This is a genomic window from Phyllobacterium bourgognense (genome assembly GCF_003337575.1).
Taxonomy (GTDB): domain Bacteria; phylum Pseudomonadota; class Alphaproteobacteria; order Rhizobiales; family Rhizobiaceae; genus Phyllobacterium; species Phyllobacterium bourgognense.
Genome location: NZ_QPJM01000006.1, coordinates 193,835 through 211,655, shown reverse-complemented (window position 1 = coordinate 211,655; position 17,821 = coordinate 193,835). Strand labels below are relative to the sequence as shown.

At 56.0% G+C, this 17,821-nt stretch carries 12 protein-coding genes; 3 read left to right on the top strand and 9 right to left on the bottom strand.

Annotated elements, in window-relative coordinates; all coding sequences use genetic code 11:
- Positions 1 to 5: 5 nt before the first annotated feature.
- Positions 6 to 2,081, top strand: a complete 2,076-nt coding sequence (locus tag C7476_RS13210; protein WP_181872437.1) for a hypothetical protein — start codon at positions 6 to 8, stop codon at positions 2,079 to 2,081.
- A 3-nt stretch (positions 2,082 to 2,084) separates the two neighbouring features.
- On the opposite strand, the gene C7476_RS13205 is transcribed toward C7476_RS13210, so the two are convergent.
- A complete protein-coding gene (locus tag C7476_RS13205) occupies positions 2,085 to 2,597 on the bottom strand; it encodes a GNAT family N-acetyltransferase (protein ID WP_114430365.1) in 513 nt (170 codons plus the stop codon).
- Between the two features lie 316 nt (positions 2,598 to 2,913).
- Here C7476_RS13205 and C7476_RS13200 point away from each other — a divergent pair, with 316 nt between their 5' ends.
- Positions 2,914 to 3,891: a glutathione S-transferase family protein gene (locus tag C7476_RS13200; RefSeq protein WP_114430364.1), complete on the top strand. Its 978-nt coding sequence runs from the start codon at positions 2,914 to 2,916 to the stop codon at positions 3,889 to 3,891.
- Between the two features lie 2 nt (positions 3,892 to 3,893).
- On the opposite strand, the gene C7476_RS13195 is transcribed toward C7476_RS13200, so the two are convergent.
- Positions 3,894 to 4,364 (bottom strand): NUDIX domain-containing protein, encoded by a 471-nt coding sequence (locus C7476_RS13195; RefSeq protein ID WP_114430363.1) that lies wholly within the window; start codon positions 4,362 to 4,364, stop codon positions 3,894 to 3,896.
- An 85-nt stretch (positions 4,365 to 4,449) separates the two neighbouring features.
- Here C7476_RS13195 and C7476_RS13190 point away from each other — a divergent pair, with 85 nt between their 5' ends.
- Positions 4,450 to 5,376, top strand: coding sequence for a metallophosphoesterase family protein (locus C7476_RS13190; protein WP_114430362.1), 927 nt, complete (start codon positions 4,450 to 4,452; stop codon positions 5,374 to 5,376).
- Between the two features lies 1 nt (position 5,377).
- On the opposite strand, the gene C7476_RS13185 is transcribed toward C7476_RS13190, so the two are convergent.
- The 7 genes from C7476_RS13185 to putA all read right to left on the bottom strand — a co-directional run bounded on the left by C7476_RS13185 (position 5,378) and on the right by putA (position 17,715).
- A complete protein-coding gene (locus C7476_RS13185) occupies positions 5,378 to 6,022 on the bottom strand; it encodes a hypothetical protein (protein ID WP_114430361.1) in 645 nt (214 codons plus the stop codon).
- A gap of 126 nt (positions 6,023 to 6,148) precedes the next feature.
- Positions 6,149 to 7,846 (bottom strand): 2-isopropylmalate synthase, encoded by a 1,698-nt coding sequence (leuA, locus tag C7476_RS13180; RefSeq protein WP_425373977.1) that lies wholly within the window; start codon positions 7,844 to 7,846, stop codon positions 6,149 to 6,151.
- A 293-nt stretch (positions 7,847 to 8,139) separates the two neighbouring features.
- A complete protein-coding gene (locus tag C7476_RS13175; RefSeq protein ID WP_114430360.1) occupies positions 8,140 to 9,090 on the bottom strand; it encodes an alpha/beta hydrolase in 951 nt (316 codons plus the stop codon).
- Positions 9,091 to 9,522: 432 nt separating this feature from the next.
- Positions 9,523 to 10,431: a cation diffusion facilitator family transporter gene (locus C7476_RS13170; protein ID WP_114430359.1), complete on the bottom strand. Its 909-nt coding sequence runs from the start codon at positions 10,429 to 10,431 to the stop codon at positions 9,523 to 9,525.
- Entirely contained in the window at positions 10,428 to 12,611 is a 2,184-nt protein-coding gene (locus tag C7476_RS13165) for an anthranilate synthase (protein ID WP_181872436.1), read from the bottom strand. The genes C7476_RS13170 and C7476_RS13165 overlap by 4 nt, the downstream gene beginning before the upstream one ends.
- Before the next feature lie 232 nt (positions 12,612 to 12,843).
- Positions 12,844 to 14,523: a formate--tetrahydrofolate ligase gene (locus C7476_RS13160; RefSeq protein WP_114430357.1), complete on the bottom strand. Its 1,680-nt coding sequence runs from the start codon at positions 14,521 to 14,523 to the stop codon at positions 12,844 to 12,846.
- Between the two features lie 99 nt (positions 14,524 to 14,622).
- Positions 14,623 to 17,715 carry a bifunctional proline dehydrogenase/L-glutamate gamma-semialdehyde dehydrogenase PutA gene (putA, locus tag C7476_RS13155; protein ID WP_114430356.1) on the bottom strand — a complete coding sequence of 1,031 codons (3,093 nt, stop codon included), beginning with the start codon at positions 17,713 to 17,715 and terminating at the stop codon, positions 14,623 to 14,625.
- Positions 17,716 to 17,821 lie beyond the last annotated feature (106 nt).

Here is a 17,821-nt window from a genome sequence, read left to right as displayed (position 1 = left end):
TGTATCTGTCATTGGATTTCCAACCTCTCGTTTCAGACATGCTTCTCGCGCTTTTGCTCGTGCCGCTGTTCATTCTTACGCTGGCCGGAATCTATTTTCGCCAACGCGGCAGCCTGATCCGGCTATTGGCCGTTGCAGCATTTGCCATGGCACTCTTCAATCCGATTGTCGTGAATGAGGAACGCGAGCCACTGAAGAGCGTCGTTGCTGTAGTTGCTGACCGCAGCCAGAGTCAGGATATCGGCGACCGCACTGCAGACACTGATGCAGCCTTGAAACAGGTTCAAGCAGAACTTGGCCGGCTACCGCAATTCGAGGTCAGGACGGTCGAAACCGGTCAAGCAACCGAAAATGATGACGCAACCTCAACACGTTTGTTCCAGGCACTGAATGGCATTTTCCGTGATGTGCCGCCAGCTCGTATCGGCGGCGCGATCATGATCACGGACGGCCAGATTCATGATATCCCGGCGAATATGGCCGGTCTCGGTTTCAGTGCTCCGGTGCATGGTCTGATCACCGGCACGCCTGGCGAGATCGACCGCCGCATCCAATTTGTCCGTGCACCACGTTTCGGGTTGACCGGCAAGCCGCAGGAAATGACTTACAAGGTGACAGCGTCGGGCGAGCCGCAAGGCGGCCGTGCGCGTGTTAGCGTGCGCGTGAACGGCGACGAGGTGAGCAATCAGGACGCTATTATCGGTCAGGAAATGCCGCTGGAGGTTACGCTCCCGAGAGCAGGCGTGAACATCGTCGAAATTGTCGTCGATGCCGTTCCCAACGAACTCACGGAAGTGAACAACCGGGCCGTTGCCATGGTTGATGGCATTCGCGAAAATCTGCGTGTCCTGCTGGTTTCCGGCGAACCGCACAATGGCGAGCGCACGTGGCGCAATCTCTTGAAATCCGACGCATCTGTCGACCTTGTGCACTTTACGATTTTGCGGCCGCCCGAGAAGCAGGATTCAACCCCGATCAACGAGCTTTCGCTGATCGCCTTCCCGACCCGGGAACTTTTCGTCGACAAGATCGAGCAGTTTGACCTCATCATTTTCGATCGCTACCAGCACCGCGACGTGCTGCCGCTGCTCTATTACGACTACATCAACGATTACGTCCAAAAGGGTGGCGCACTTCTCATCGCCGCCGGTCCTGAATACGCGGGCAACATGTCGATCGCCAATACACCGCTCCTCTCGGTCCTGCCTGCGACGCCGACGGGGAACATCGAAGAAAAAGCTTTCTATCCGCGTCTGAGCGACCAAGGTAAACGGCATCCGGTAACACGTGGCCTTGAGGGCAGTACACAGGAGCCGCCGCACTGGAGCCGCTGGTTCCGCGTTATTGACGTCAATCAACCTGAAGGCACAACAGTCATGGATGCAGGCGATAAGCCATTGCTGGTGCTCAATCATGTTGGAGAAGGCCGTGTAGGCATGTTCCTATCCGACCAAGGCTGGCTTTGGGCGCGCGGCTTCGAAGGCGGCGGCCCGCATGCCGCGCTCTACCGGCGCATCGCCCACTGGCTTATGAAAGAGCCGGAACTGGAAGAAGAAGCACTGACAGCAACCGGCAGCGGCCGCAATCTGGAGATCCGCCGGCAGACCATGCAGAAGACCGCCAACCCGGCGAGCATCATCACGCCGTCGGGCAAGACGAGGTCCATTCCCCTGACGGAAACCGAGCCCGGGGTATTTACGGCTTCAGTGAATACCGATGAAATCGGGCTCTATCAGGTGGCCAATGGTGATCTGACGACGCTTGCCCATGTCGGACCGGTCGACGCACCGGAATTCAGCGATAATGTTTCCACAACCGCCAAACTCGACCCGTTGGCACGCGAAACTGGTGGCGGAACGCGTCGGCTGCGACCAACCGCTGACCAGAGCACAATCGAGGTTCCAAATATCGTCGCATCGCGCGGCATGGCGAGCGCGAGCGGCGACAACTGGATCGGATTACGCCCGACCAACGAGACCATCCTCAAGAGTGTCAATCGACTGCCGCTGTTTTCAGGCTTCCTTGGCCTCGCAGCTATGATCCTGGTGTTGGGCGGCATGTGGTACCGCGAAGGCAAATAGGCGCTAATCTTGGCTTGCCGCAGCGTGGCGCACTCGCCCCTGCACGTTTTCCAGAGAGCGCGGCTTGAGTTCGCAGGCGAGAAACCGGGCCGGATCCACGGGCGCGGGCATCTCAATCTGATGACCTGATATCTGGCGAAAGCCAAACGGCGCGTAGTATGACTCATCACCGACAAGGATTACCAGATGGTGGCCAGCAACACGCGCCTCTTCCATGCTGGCACGCATCAGCGCAGCCCCGATGCCCTGGTTCTTCCATGCAGGACGCACGGCCAGGGGACCGAGAAGCAAAGCCGACGTCGCGCCAATCTGGATGGGCGTTAGCCGGACCGATCCCACCACGTGCTCGCCGTTCAACGCGACGAAGGAAAGCGCGCGATCGTGCGCGCCACCTTCACGAATCCGGTATGCGGCACGAGTGAACCGCCCCGGCCCGAAAGCTTCCTTGTTGATGTCTTCTATGGCAGCGTCATGCACCGGTTCTTCCGGGGCGTAAGTCACGACATGGGTCAGCATGCTGGATATCTTTTTTTTGAAAGGAGTGGATAAGCGCCTCAACCTTTCGGTTGTGGCCAATACTGGAATTCTCCGTCGCTTGGAAAGCGCCGGTCCGGGTATCATCGTCGGATGAACAGAATTCCTGCCACAAAAGTCTCCTTTTTCGTCCGCGTAACATCAAAAGAAACGGACGTAAACCGAAAATCCAGTTTGTCCGGCAGAAAGTGACACATGTTCACCGGCTTGGTCATGGAACCGAGAGGAATTGAGCTTAACTGTGAGGTACAACGAATACTGAAATCAACCGGCGCACAGCATGGTTACAGGAGATGAGATGGGTTTATTGATTGATGGCGTGTGGCACAACCAATGGTACGATACAAAGGATAGCGGCGGCCGTTTCATCCGAACCGAGTCACAATTCCGCAATTGGGTGACTGCTGATGGCAACGCCGGCCCGACTGGCAAGGCAGGCTTCAAGGCCGAACCTGGTCGCTATCATTTGTATGTTTCCTATGCTTGTCCCTGGGCGCACCGCACTCTCATTTTCCGCACGCTCAAACAACTCCAGGACGTAATTTCGGTGTCAGTCGTCGACCATTATATGGGAGCGGAAGGCTGGACATTTTACGAGAAGGACGGTGCAACACCGGACCACCTCTTCGGCAGTAGGCGCTTGCACGAGGTTTATACGCGCGCCGATCCCAACTATTCGGGCCGCGTAACCGTGCCGGTCCTCTGGGACAAACAGCAGAACACCATCGTTTCCAATGAATCATCGGAAATCATTCGGATGTTCAATTCTGCGTTCGACGACTTCGGCGATGCCTCCCTCGATTTTTATCCTGAAGCATTGCGTAGTGAGATCGACGATATCAACGCGCTGGTCTATCCGAACATAAACAACGGCGTTTATCGGGCCGGCTTTGCCACGACGCAAGAAGCTTATGACGAGGCATTTGCGCAATTGTTCAATGCGCTTGACCACGTAGAGGAACGGCTGTCTCGTCAGCGTTATCTTGTCGGCAATCGGTTGACGGAAGCCGACTGGCGTCTTTTTACCACCTTGCTGCGCTTCGATCCTGTCTATGTCGGTCATTTCAAATGCAATCGCCAGCGCATTGCTGACTATCCGAACCTGTCGAACTACACGCGGGAACTATATCAGGTGCAGGGCGTCGCGCCGACAGTGAACTTGAAACACATCAAGGCGCACTACTATGGCAGTCACAAGACGATCAACCCGAGCGGGATAATTCCTGTTGGGCCGGAAATCGACTACGCGGCCCCGCACGATCGCGACCGTTTCTAGAGCTACCAGTCAAGCGGAATGTCTGCGCCGTCTAAAATCTCGGCGAGACGGCGCCGGGTGGACGGTGTAGTATCCTGTGGCAGGGCTCCGAGTTTAAAAAACCCCGCTTCGGCAATCTCGCGATTGGCGATGAACGGTGTTACCTGCCGGAAAGAGCGGCAAACATAAAGCGCGACGTGATCGCGTCTTGACGCATGCGCATTGTGATAGATGGCGAAAAGCTGCGGTCGGCCTGTCAGCTCGATATTACCTTCCTCCATCAATTCCTTCTTGAGCGTCTGTTCAACCGTGTGCCCCGTTTCCACGCCACCGCCTGGAAATTGCCAGCCGGGAACATAAGTGTGGCGAATGAGAAATACCGATTGCTCCTTGTCATCCAGAACAACACCGCGGGCACCAAGGGTCATGGGTCGACGAAGCAGAAAGTAGGTATGGAACAGGCGATGACGCCATTTTGAACGTTTTTCAACCATTCTGCCTGACCTTGGCCGGAACTGCTCCGGTGTGCGACGGTTGTATCACTGGATTTCGCGCCAATACTCTCATAAAGCTCAGTTGATGTTCCACCTCGCTCATATCTCCGACATACACCTGTCGCCTTTACCCGCGCTGACTTTGCGTGAACTGATCTCCAAGCGCATTACTGGCTATATCAATTGGCGATCGAACCGCAAGGGCTCGATGACGAGTGGCGCACTGGACGTCCTTGTGGCCGATATGAAGGCACAGTCCCCGGATCATATCGCCGTCACCGGAGATCTCGTCAACCTTGCTCTGGATGAGGAACTGGAAACGGCACAGCGCTGGCTCAAAACCTTGGGCGACCCCGCTGACATCTCGGTTGTCCCAGGCAATCATGATGCGTACGTGCCGGGCGCGCTGAAAAAGACACGTCGCTTTTGGCAACCGTGGATGCAAGGCGACGCGCAAGCGGCGAAAAACGGCCCCGTGGAGTTCCCATATCTTCGCGTCCGCGGCGACGTAGCACTTATTGGAGTTTCCTCAGCGCGCGCCACCGCTCCCTTCATGGCGACCGGCGATATTCGCGAGCGGCAAGCTCGAAAGCTGGGCGAACTTCTCGACGAAACAGGTAAACTTGGCCTCTTCCGGGTAATTATGATCCACCATCCGCCAGTGCGCGGCGCCGCGCCCTCTCACAAGCGCCTGCTTGGCATCGGTCTTTTTCAGCGCACAGTTCGCAAACATGGGGCTGAATTGGTTCTCCATGGTCACACGCACCTGGCGACACGCTACGAAATAGAAGGTCCAAGTTGGAAAATACCAGTAGTATGCGTCCCCTCAGCAAGCCAGAGTTTTGGTGGAAATCATAAGCCTCCTGCTGCATTCAATCTGTTTTCCATTGCCAAAACAAATATCGGCTGGTCATGTCATATGGTGGAGCGCGGAATTGTCGACGAACAGATGAGCATCCGGACTATCCGCGAACATGACCTTCAAGTTGGCGCTGTACTCGCCCTGGTGTGATTTAAAAGTACGGCGATAAGCGGTCCCAGAAAAATGCCAGGAGCGCACCTGCACCTGCCAGGCCGCCGATGACGAACCAAGTCAATACAGTGATCAGCTCGCTCACAACCGATCTGGAGCGACGCGTCGTGGTGGAAGAAACGGCGGGAGGTCGAACCGACGCATGTTCCGTGGGACCTGAGTTCTTATCTTCCTGATAAATAACGGCTGGGCGAAGACTGATCCTTTCACCCTCCATTAGGCGCTGACGCTCAACGATCCGCTCAGCGATATAATTGGTTACCGCATCTGAAATAGGCTGCACCTCGGGCGACTCCGCCACGACGATCCGTCCAAGCCTCGTGTCCCGGACAAAACGATATGTCCGCCGGTCACGGCCCATCATGACGTGCGACGTGGGGTCGATCCACAATCTCGGCTGCTGCCCTTTGGAAATTGCGAAATCCCATTGCAGATCGTCCACAGGCACATCATCGAATACCGGCTTCAAATCATGGGCGAGGATTTCGATCCTGGCGAGGTCAGCTTCCTTCATATCGACGACGACGTCGCCGCGGTCAGCCGCAGCAATTTGCGCACCACGGACGGCGTCAGCAAGTTTTCGCCGATCATCAACGGTGGCAATCTTTTCTCGCATCTCACTCATAAAGCATTTTCCGGCACGAGCTAGGGTCAGAACATCATTAACCATGTGTCACGGCCATTGCATCAGAAACTTGTCGGGATTGACTTTCGTTCCCCGCATAAATGAAAGGCCCCGAGGGGCCCTTCATCACTTTCCGACTATCCGGTTTGCCGCCGAGACAATGCCCTCAAGTGAGGCAGTCACAATGTTCTTGTTGATACCTGCACCAAAAATCTTGCCGCCGGGATGTTCGATTTCCATGTAGCTGATCGCAGCTGCATCGGAACCATGCTGGAGCGAGTGTTCCGAATAGTTCACAACCGACAGTTTGATGCCGAGATAGTGCGAAAGAGCGTCGATGAAACCATCGACCGGGCCGGTGCCTCTTCCCTCAATCCGTTTCGTTTCACCGCGATCAGTGATCTCCGCAGAAAGGACACGCACACCCTTGCGTTCAGTATCGGGATAGGTGTGGTGGTCGACGAATTTCAACCGCGCATTCGGCTGTTCGACATAGAGTTCCTGGAAGCGATCGTAGATGCGCTTGGACGGCATTTCCTTGCCCTCCTCGTCCGTGATCTGCTGGATATCTTCGCGAAACTCCACTTGCATGCCACGCGGCAAGTTCAGGCCGTAGTCGGCTTGCAGAATATAGGCGATGCCGCCCTTGCCGGATTGTGAATTGATGCGGATGATTGCTTCGTAGCTGCGCCCGACGTCCTGCGGATCAATGGGCAGATACGGCACTTCCCAGAGCATCTTGTTGGCTTGCTTGATCGCCTTCATGCCCTTGTTGATGGCATCCTGATGCGATCCTGAGAACGCAGTGTAGACCAGTTCGCCGACGTAGGGGTGACGTTCAGGGATAACAAGCTGGTTGGAATACTCGTACACTTCCTTCATCCGGTTGATGTCGGAGCAGTCGAGTTCGGGATCGACGCCTTGCGTAAACATGTTCAGCGCCAAGGTGACGATATCGACATTGCCGGTGCGCTCGCCATTGCCAAACAAGGTGCCTTCGACGCGGTCGGCACCAGCCATCAGGCCGAGCTCGGTGGTTGCAACGCCGGTCCCACGATCATTGTGCGGATGCAGCGAGATGATCAGATTTTCGCGATTGTCGAGCTGACGGCACATCCATTCGATGCGATCCGCATAAATGTTTGGCGTGGACATCTCCACCGTCGACGGCAAATTGACAATCAGCTTGTTGTCAGGCGTTGGCCTGACGATTTCCGTTACCGCATTGCAGATTTCCAATGCGACTTCGAGTTCCGTGCCCGTAAAGCTTTCAGGCGAATACTCGAAACGATAGCCTCCGCCCGCCCTTACCGCCATATCCGTGATCATTTTGGCGGCATCTGTGGCAATAGTCTTGATGCCGTGAACGTCTTTGTTGAACACGACGCGCCGCTGCAACTCACTGGTTGAGTTGTAGAAATGCACGATCGGCTTGTGCGCACCTTCCAGAGACTCGAAGGTGCGGGTAATCAACTCCGGACGGCACTGCACCAGCACCTGCAGGGAAACATCGAGGCCTGCATTGCCCTCCTCCACGCACCAGCGCGCAAAGTCGAAATCTGTTTGCGAGGCTGAAGGAAAACCGATCTCAATTTCCTTGAATCCCATCTCGAGCAGCAGCGCGAACATGCGCACTTTCCTGTCGTGCCCCATCGGATCGATCAGTGCCTGGTTACCGTCGCGCAAATCGACGGAACACCAGATGGGTGCTTTCTCAATACGTTTCGACGGCCATTGGCGATCTTTCAGATCCACCAAGGGATAAGGTTCGTACTTCTTGGGCGCATAGGGCATGCCTATGTTCCGTTGGATCATGTCGGTCATTTGTTTCTCGTTTCCGGCCGATGCGCATCAAATCTGGCGCGATCTTGGCACTCTTCTTACGTGTTACAGTTGTCTTGTAAAGGGAATAAGGAGCGATTGCCTGGCGGCTAATTCGACCGCCGGACGCTCCTCTTAACGAGCCCGGCGATCGCCAGTAAGGTTAAGAAGAAGCGGAAGGAGAAGTGCGCGAATGGTCACGCCCGCGGGAGCGGACTGAGCAAATGACTTTGAAGTCGGGCGCGTTTTCATAGCCAGACAATTAAACGACTGTCAGGCCGGATGCAAGAGGAATGCTAGTTCTTCTTTAGCTCAGCCGTCGCACCACCAGCCAGCCATTCACTGACGACTTTCACATCGTCCTTGCCCAATCCATGATCGGACTTGATCGAACGTGCTTCCACGCGAGCACCGTGCGAGCGAAGCAGGTCCTCAAGCGCAGGCGCATAGGGTGCATAGAGCTGATCCGAAGCGCCGGAAACGGTCAACACGCGGGCATTGGCAAGATTAGCCTCGATTGTCCCCGTCAGGACCGGCATAGAACGTAAGAGTACTGCCTGTTTCACCAAATCCGGGTAGAGCATCATCACGGCATTGACCAAATTGGCGCCGTTGGAATATCCGAGAAACGTCGTGCGATTGGGATCGAATTTGTATTCCCGCGTGACCTGCTTCAGAAACTCAGCAAAAGCCTTTGCTTCGGATCGAATACCCTGCTGGTCGAAACTGATGGGTGTTAGCCGGCGATACCAGCGGTTCGAACCATCCTGCACTACACGCCCCCGCACGGCGAGCAGAAGAGCATTCGGCGCGATCTTGGAGGCAAACGAAACGAGGCTTGTTTCATCCTGGCCCGAGCCATGCAGGAGAATCATCGTATCTCCGCTCTGAACTTCCGGACGGTAGATTCGGTACTTGAAAGTAAGATCCTCATGGAGCGCACCTTCACTCTGGGGGAGAATGTCACCCTTGGTCGCTTTCTTCACAATAGTTCCACTGCCTGTAGCTCCGAGATTAATTGGTACTACCTTTACCGGTGTCTGCGAATTTGCCTGACCCTTCTGCGGGCAGGCATCTCCGGTGCCATTTTTATCGACGTCGGGCTGTGGATCAATCGTATTTAACAATACTTCCGCTTTACCGGACTGCAGCTTGTCGCAATCTGCGGTATTGCGTGCGCTAGCCGGATAAGCGGCAACAATCATCGAGAGCCCGGCTAGTAGTCCATAAAGATAAAGTTTACCCATAAGTTAATCCTGGCAGTTAAAGGTTAACTAAGATTGTAAACAGCCGCGGTCATCCGCTCGGCGCTGCCATGCGCTTTGGCCGCTCGATCCTCAAAGGGAACTGATGCGTATCGCCAAAATTTACGGTCCCCAGACGTACGCCCCCGGCGTCGCATCAAATACGGAGAATTGGATTGCTGGGAGACATGTCACCCGGCAGCGCTTCTATGTCAACATAATTGTAACGAAATCATGACCGACTGAAATAATCCGTTACAAAATGTTGCAGGACTGCATCGAACCACCGTCCGAGACTGAACCGAAAGTTCGTCATGGGGTGTCGAAAATGGTGCTTTTCGAGCACCGAAGCGCAGGGTACATTTGGGTACGTGAGCATCGGAGCACAGAAAAGCACCATTTGCAGCGCGCCATAGCGAATTTACGGTCAGTCTCTCAGGCGAAAGGAACCGCCGCCGTCCCAATAGGCAATTTCGCCTCGTCTTCGGGTTCGACATGGATGACCACACTGGCGTCCGGGATCTCTGCCATCAAAGCATTTTCGATGCGGTCGCAAATGATGTGTGCATCGCCAACACTCATGTTCGCCTCAACCACCAGATGAAATTCAATAAAAGTTACCCGCCCGGCGATGCGTGTCTTCAGATCATGAACCTCGAGCGCCCCGCCGGCATTGGAAGAAATGACATCGCGGATGCGCATTGTCTCTTCCGTCGCGACCCCGACATCCATCAGGCCTTGCACCGAATTTCCGATCACGCTCCATCCCTGCCAAAGGATATTGAGCGCAACGATCACCGCGAGTATCGGATCAAGGATCGTCCAACCCGTAAGTATAGCGCCCACAAGACCAGCAAATACACCAACAGAGGTCACCACATCGGTCATGATGTGCTTGCCGTCCGCCTGCAATGCTGGGGATTTGTGTTTACGCCCACGGTTGATAAGCAGAGAAGCCCAGAATGCGTTGATGATCGATGCACCGCCGTTGATCGCAAGACCAAGCCATGGCTGCTCCAACGTCCGGGGCGTCTCCCAAGCGACCCAAACCTCGCGTAGGATCAGCAAGGCAGCGACGACAATCAGTACCCCCTCAAGCACCGCCGAGAAATACTCGGCCTTATGGTGTCCGAAGGGATGATTCTGGTCGGCGGGCTTGTAGCTAACACGGATCGCCCACCAGGCGGCGATCGCAGCCACCACATTGACGATCGATTCCAGCGCGTCCGAATAAAGTGCGACAGAACCGGTCACATAATAGGCAGCGTATTTCAGCGCCAGCACGGTGGTCCCGAAGAAAATCGACCAGAACGCAATGCGCTGAACTGTGCTGTCTTCTGTCATGCTGCTCGTATCTTTGCCCGACGCGGCAGGTGCGCCACGACATTCTCGATCATCCGCATACCAGCGTTATGACCGAGTGTCATGATCGATTCCGGATGAAATTGCACCGCCGCGATCGGCTCGCTTTTGTGCTCGAACGCCATGATGACGCCGTCCTCTGTTTCAGCAGTAACAATGAACTCGTCCGGCAGGCGGACTGGATCGGCGAAGATCGAGTGGTAGCGGCCCACCGTGACTTCCTTGGGCAGGCCCGAGAAAATCTTGCCTTGCTTGGTAATCCGGATGCGCGAGGGTTTGCCGTGCATTGGAACATGCAGCTGTCGCAGCGATCCACCATAGGCCTCGGCAAGCGCCTGCAAACCGAGGCAAACGCCGAAGATAGGAAGTTCACGCTTGCGGGCTTTCTTGATCGTAGCCTTGCAATCAAAATCTTCCGGCGTCCCGGGTCCAGGTGACAGAACCACCAGATCCGGCTTTATCCTGTCAAATATCTCCTCTGCAACCGGTGTGCGTACGGTTGTCACGCTTGCACCGGTCTGTCGAAAATAATTCGCCAAGGTGTGGACGAAAGAATCCTCATGATCGACGAGAAGAATCGACAACCCCTCTCCTACTCGCGCGACGGCACGTTCCTCGGGCAGGACATTGCTCTTGTGCGCGTCCCGCACCGCCGCAATCATCGCCGAAGCTTTGAGTTCGGTCTCGGCCTCCTCCTCCTCCGGAACTGAATCATAGAGCAAGGTGGCGCCCGCACGAACCTGCGCGATGCCGTCCTTGATGCGAATCGTGCGCAAAGTCAGGCCCGTGTTCATATCGCCGTTGAAATTGACCATGCCGATGGCACCACCATACCAGGCGCGCGGGCTACGCTCGTTTTCTTCGATGAAACGCATAGCCCAGAGTTTTGGCGCGCCGGTTACGGTCACAGCCCAGGCGTGCGACAGGAATCCGTCAAATGCGTCCATATCCTCACGTAAACGGCCCTCGATATGATCGACGGTATGGATGAGCCGCGAATACATTTCGATCTGGCGGCGCCCGATGACGCGGACCGATCCCGGCTCACACACACGGCTCTTGTCATTGCGATCTACGTCCGAGCACATCGTGAGCTCGGACTCATCTTTCTTTGAGTTCAGCAGCTTTATGATCTGCTCGCTGTCGGCGATCGCGTCTTCGCCGCGCTTGATCGTTCCTGAAATCGGGCAAGTCTCGATACGCCGGCCAACCACGCGCACGAACATTTCCGGCGAAGCACCGACCAGATATTCGTTGTCGCCAAGATTGATATAGAACGAATAGGGCGATGGGTTGATGGCTTTCAGACGGCGCGAGATGACTGACGGTTTGGTTTCGCAGCGCTCGTAGAAAGTCTGGCCCGGGACGACTTCGAAGAGATCGCCACGCATGAAGCTTTCCTTGGCCTTCTTGACCAGTTCAGCATATTCGCCTGGATTGTAATCGCCGCGTCCGGGTATCTTGTCTGTCGGCTTGAATGGCTTTGCCGCCGTATCCCGCGGGAGACCCTCGGTTGAAGCGCCAGCAAACGCATAATCATAGCGGTCGAGCCAAGCCTTGGCGGCATGGTGGTCGACCACGAGGATCTCATCCGGCAGATACAGGACGATATCACGCTGGTCATCCGGACGTTTCAACTTGTACTGGACTGTATCGAACTGGAACGCCAGATCGTAACCGAACGCGCCATACAGTCCGAGATTCGCATCGTCTTCGGTGAAAAACAAGCCCACAATGCCGCGCAGCACTGTGAACACGGAAGGTATGCGTGAACGCTCTTCTTCGGTGAATTGGCGGCTGGGCAGCGCAATCTCGAGTTCAAGCCTGGTCGCACTTGCCGCAGTGATGGACACTTCATCAAGAGTCTCGATGGCTTGCTTGATTGGAGCCAAAAGAACTTCGCCGCGCTTGTTTAACGCTTCAACGATCATATGGCGGCCGTTGGAGGTTATGACGACCGGCGGATCGACGATCGCCGTATCCCAGCGCGTATAGCGGCCCGGGTATTCATAATTCGACGAGAAGACGGCGCCGCGCCGCTCGTCGAGAGCATCGACATAGCTGTCGATAGCGCTGGCATAGGCGGTTGCTATGCGGGACCGCGTGATCGTGACGCCGCCTTTGGTATCGAATATTTCCACGTCGCCTTCAATTCTGTGCATCATGAATTCCCTTGTTGCATCTGGCGTTGCGGGCTTCGGGGGTCAAACAAAAAGGCCGCCCGGAAAACCCGTCGCGGCCCTGTTCCCTTTTCACAAACATGCAAAAGGCTTTAGTGGCCGCTAAAAGCGAGCCCACCACCAGCCATTTGAAAGAATGCGCGTGTTCATGCGGTGATTGTTAGCGGCATGCGACGCCGCTTGCAACAGCAAAAATCAGGGCTTGTACAAACGTCTAAAAAAGCCCTTCGATCAAGCCATCACCATTCAGATGAATCCGTTCGGCCGAGGGAGACTTCGGCAAGCCCGGCATCGTCATGATTTCCCCGCAGATGGCCACAACAAAGCCGGCTCCGGCAGAAAGACGAACTTCCCGTACGTGCACGACATGGTTTACCGGCGCCCCGCGCAGATGCGGGTTCGTCGAGAATGAATATTGGGTCTTTGCCATGCAAACCGGTAGATGGCCGTATCCAGCCTCTTCCCACTGCAGCAATTGTTCGCGCACGCTCGTATCCGCATCCGCTTCTGCGCCGCGGTAGATGCGCTTGACGATGGTTTCGATCTTGTCGAACAGAGATAGTTCGTCCTCGTAGAGTGGCGAAAACTGCGCTGAGCCACTTTCCGCCAATGCAACGACCCTGTTTGCAAGTTCTTCGATCCCGGCAGAGCCTTGGGCCCAATGCCTGCATAGAACCGCCTCTGCGCCGTGCGCCGCGACAAAAGCCTTTACGGCTGCAATCTCCGCATCCGTATCTGCAGTAAAATGATTGATCGCAACCACCACAGGCACACCAAACTGGCGGACGTTCTCCATATGGCGTCCGAGATTCGCGCAGCCAGATTTGACGGCAGCAACATTCTCTTGACCCAGATCCTCTTTCGCCACACCGCCATGCATTTTCATGGCGCGCACGGTCGCGACAATCACTGCCGCTGCCGGTTTCAAACCAGCCTTTCGGCATTTGATGTCGAAGAATTTCTCTGCGCCGAGATCGGCGCCAAAACCTGCCTCGGTGACCACATAGTCTGCAAGTTTCAACGCAGTCGTCGTCGCGACGACCGAATTGCAGCCATGCGCAATATTTGCAAACGGGCCGCCATGCACGAAAGCTGGATTGTTCTCCAGAGTCTGCACCAGATTGGGCTGCATCGCATCCTTGAGAAGCACGGCCATCGCCTTGTCGGCCTTCAGATCGCGGGCATAAACAGGGGTCTTGTTGAAGCGGTAGCCGATGATGATTTCGCCGAGCCGCTGTTCCAGATCCTCCAGATCATTGGCAAGGCAAAGGATCGCCATCACTTCCGAAGCAACCGTGATATCGAAGCCCGATTCCCGTGGAAAGCCGTTAGCCACGCCGCCAAGCGAGGAGGCAATATCGCGCAAAGCCCGGTCGTTCATGTCCATGACGCGCCGCCAAGTGATACGGCGGGTGTCAAGATTCAGCTCGTTCCCCCAATACACATGGTTGTCGATCATCGCCGCCAGCAGATTGTGCGCGGAAGTAATGGCGTGAAAATCACCGGTAAAGTGCAGGTTGATGTCCTCCATCGGGATGACCTGCGCATAGCCGCCACCCGCAGCACCGCCTTTGGTGCCGAAACAGGGACCGAGTGATGCTTCACGAATGCAGACGATAGCCTTTTTCCCGATCCGATTGAGCCCGTCGCCAAGACCGACTGTCGTCGTCGTCTTGCCCTCGCCGGCCGGCGTCGGGCTGACCGCAGTCACAAGAATGAGCTTGCCATCCTTGGCACCCCGCTTGGATTGGATGAACTCTGCCGAAAGTTTGGCCTTGTCATGGCCATAGGGAGCAAGATGCTCCGGCGGAATACCGATCTTCGCTCCGATCTCCAGCACCGGCTTTTTCACCGCGGAGCGCGCAATCTCAATATCGGATTTGACGATAGCCATCGACGTCTCCTCAATGCTTCAAGAACGTCAAATAGCATCGTGTAAACGAAATGGGGATAGCCAGAAGGGACTATCCCCAGTTGCTGAGGCTAAGAGTCTCTATTCGCCCATGGCAATAAGACTTGCATTGCCACCAGCGGCCGCCGTGTTCACGGAAACAACCTGCTCAAGTGCAAATCGTGCCAGATAGGCCGGCCCGCCCGCCTTTGGTCCGGTGCCGGAAAGACCGGAACCACCGAAAGGCTGCGTACCCACAACAGCGCCAATCGTATTGCGGTTGACGTAGACATTACCAATATCGAGCCGGTCGATGATCTTGGTTACTGTCGCTTCGATGCGGGTGTGCAAACCGAACGTCAGGCCGTAGCCTGTCGACGCAATCTGGTCGAGCACCTTGTCGAGGTCCTTGGCCTTCCAGCGAACAACATGCAAGACCGGGCCAAATACCTCGCGCTCCAGCGCTTCCGGCCGGTTGAGCTCCACGATATGCGGCGCGAAAAACAGGCCATCTTTCGGCGCCTCACCTGCAAAGCGCACTTTTTGTGATTTCCGCATCGCCGCGATATGATCTGTCAGCATATCGCGCTGTGCCTGATCGATGATCGGGCCGACGTCCGTCGAAGGCAAAGAAGGATCTCCCAAGGTGAGTTCCTTTGCGGCACCCTCAATCATTTCAAGCATGTTGTCGGCAATGTCTTCCTGCAGATAGAGGATGCGCAGAGCAGAGCAACGCTGGCCTGCCGATCGGAAGGCCGACATGACAACGTCATCGGCGACCTGTTCGGAAAGGGCTGTCGCATCGACGATCATCGCGTTGAGGCCTCCTGTCTCGGCGATCAGCGGAACAATCGGTCCCTTCTTCGCTGCCAGCGTGCGGTTGATCGCCCAAGCCGTGTCCGTCGAGCCGGTAAAGGCGACACCGGCGATTTCCGGATGTGAGGTCAGCGCCGCCCCAACGGAACCATCACCTGGCACATAGAGCACTGCATCTTTCGGAACACCTGCCTCATGCAGGGCGCGAATTGCCTCGTAGGCAATAAGTGGCGTCTGTTCTGCCGACTTGGCCAAGACAGTATTGCCGGCGGCGAGTGCTGCCGTTACCTGACCCAGGAAAATCGCCAACGGGAAATTCCATGGGCTGATGCAGACGAACGCGCCGCGGCCGCGATGCCGCAACTTGTTGTCCTCGCCGGTAGGCCCCGGCATGACTTTGTCCACGCCAAACTGTCTGCGGGCTTCGGCGGCGTAGTAGCGGCAGAAATCCACTGCTTCGCGGATTTCGGCGATGCCGTCATCGATCGTCTTGCCTGCTTCACGCGAAAGAAGATCGAGAAGGCTGTCACGATTGGCTTCCAGGAGGTCTCCCGCCTTCTCCAGCGCCTTGGCCCGCGTTTCCACCGGGACACGCGACCAGGATGAGAAACCCTTGCGCGCAACACTGACGGCTTTGGCCGCCTCTTCAGCGGTAGCAAAAACCACGGTACCAACCGCCGAACCATTCACCGGAGAGACGACTTCCTGCGTCTTGCCGGACGGCTTCACACCTTCGATCAACGGGACCGCTTTGACAGTCGTCGATGCCTTGGCAATTCCAGACATCAGAGCTGCTAGTTCCTTGCGATCGCCAAGCTCTACACCAGCTGAATTGGTGCGTTTGCCATAGAGCTTTAGCGGCAACGGGATATTCGGATGGCGATAGCCCTTGCCATCGTTCAGTTTCTCGGCCGGCCTTATCAACAACTCCGAAATCGGTATATTGTTGTCGCCAACCACGGAGACAAACGACGAGTTTGCACCGTTTTCAAGAAGACGGCGCACAAGATAGGCGAGAAGATCGCGATAGCCGCCCACGGGCGCATATATCCGGCAGGCGATCTTGTCGTTCTTCTCCGTGATCTGCTTGTAAAGACTCTCGCCCATGCCGTGCAGGCGCTGGAATTCGAAGCCACTCTTGTCGGCGCCTGCCATTTCCAGAATCATGGCCACAGTCAACGCATTGTGCGTAGCAAATTGCGGGAAGATACGCGGTCGTGCATCGAGCATGCGCTTGGCACATGCGAGATAGGACGCATCGGTCGCTGGTTTGCGCGTAAACACCGGATAGTCGGCGAGGCCGCGTTCCTGCGCCCGCTTAACCTCGGTGTCCCAATAAGCGCCTTTGACGAGGCGCACCATCATCTTGCGGTTGTGCCGCGCTGCGAGCCTGTCGATGTGATCGATCACATCGAGCGCCCGCTTCTGGTAAGCCTGAATGGCGAGGCCGAATCCGTCCCAGCCATCCAGCGATGGATCCGCAAATACCCGGTCGATCACATCGAGTGATAGTTCAAGCCTGTCAGCCTCTTCAGCGTCGACGGTGAAATTAAGATCGTAAGACTTCGCCTTTTGCGCAAGAGCCAGAAGGTCGGGCACCAGTTCGGCCATGACCTGATCATGATGTGTCGCCAGATATCGCGGATGCAGCGCCGAGAGCTTGACCGAAATCCCCATGCGATCCGGGAGCTTCTTATTGCCGGTGGCGCGGCCGATCGCATCGATGGCATCCGCATAGGATTTGAAATAGCCCTGCGCATCCTTACGCGTACGAGCTCCCTCGCCCAGCATGTCGAAGGAATGGCGATAACCCTTGGCCTCATTGGTGCTGGCGCGTTTCAGCGCGTCCTTGATCGTTTCGCCCAAGACAAAATGGTGTCCGAGATAGCGCATGGCCTGCTTGGTGGCGGTCCGAACTGTCGGCAGGCCAATCCGCTTGACCAGCGAGGAAAGCACGCCCTCCGGAGTTTCGCCCGGCTTGATGACCTTCGCTGAGAGACCAAGCGCCCAAGCCGATGCCGACACGAACCATGTATCGCCGCTCGGCTCGTGTTCTGACCAATGACCTTGCTTCAGTTTATCCTCGATCAGCTTGTCCTGCGTTGCCGCATCCGGCACGCGCAGCAAGGCTTCCGCCAGCACCATCAGCGCCAGACCCTCGCGGGTCGACAGACCATACTCCCTCAGGAAATCCTCGACCCCACCGATACCGCTCGCTTCCTTGCGGATCGTCGTGATATATTTGCTGGCTCGAGCATCGATGCGACGGTTGACATCTTCCGGCAACGTTATGGACTTAAGCAACGAGGCAACCAACGCCTGGTCATCGACGGCATAAGGTGCGGAAAAATCATTGGTAGATGGTAATGGTGCGGTCATCAGGCTTCCCCTTATTGATTTTTCCCATATAATCTAATCTACTCAGGTATTCTCACCAATGAATGTGAGAGAATTCGTATAAAAAACTACAAATGGGGAATATTTT

Bases quoted from the DNA above. Each gene is read 5' to 3' on its own strand.
- putA (WP_114430356.1), bottom strand. From the start codon at position 17,715: ATGACCGCACCATTACCATCTACCAATGATTTTTCCGCACCTTATGCC.
- C7476_RS13190 (WP_114430362.1), top strand. From the start codon at position 4,450: ATGTTCCACCTCGCTCATATCTCCGACATACACCTGTCGCCTTTACCC.
- C7476_RS13175 (WP_114430360.1), bottom strand. From the start codon at position 9,090: ATGGGTAAACTTTATCTTTATGGACTACTAGCCGGGCTCTCGATGATT.
- C7476_RS13185 (WP_114430361.1), bottom strand. From the start codon at position 6,022: ATGAGTGAGATGCGAGAAAAGATTGCCACCGTTGATGATCGGCGAAAA.
- C7476_RS13195 (WP_114430363.1), bottom strand. From the start codon at position 4,364: ATGGTTGAAAAACGTTCAAAATGGCGTCATCGCCTGTTCCATACCTAC.
- C7476_RS13200 (WP_114430364.1), top strand. From the start codon at position 2,914: ATGGGTTTATTGATTGATGGCGTGTGGCACAACCAATGGTACGATACA.
- C7476_RS13160 (WP_114430357.1), bottom strand. From the start codon at position 14,523: ATGGCTATCGTCAAATCCGATATTGAGATTGCGCGCTCCGCGGTGAAA.
- C7476_RS13165 (WP_181872436.1), bottom strand. From the start codon at position 12,611: ATGCACAGAATTGAAGGCGACGTGGAAATATTCGATACCAAAGGCGGC.
- C7476_RS13205 (WP_114430365.1), bottom strand. From the start codon at position 2,597: ATGCTGACCCATGTCGTGACTTACGCCCCGGAAGAACCGGTGCATGAC.
- C7476_RS13170 (WP_114430359.1), bottom strand. From the start codon at position 10,431: ATGACAGAAGACAGCACAGTTCAGCGCATTGCGTTCTGGTCGATTTTC.
- leuA (WP_425373977.1), bottom strand. From the start codon at position 7,846: ATGACCGACATGATCCAACGGAACATAGGCATGCCCTATGCGCCCAAG.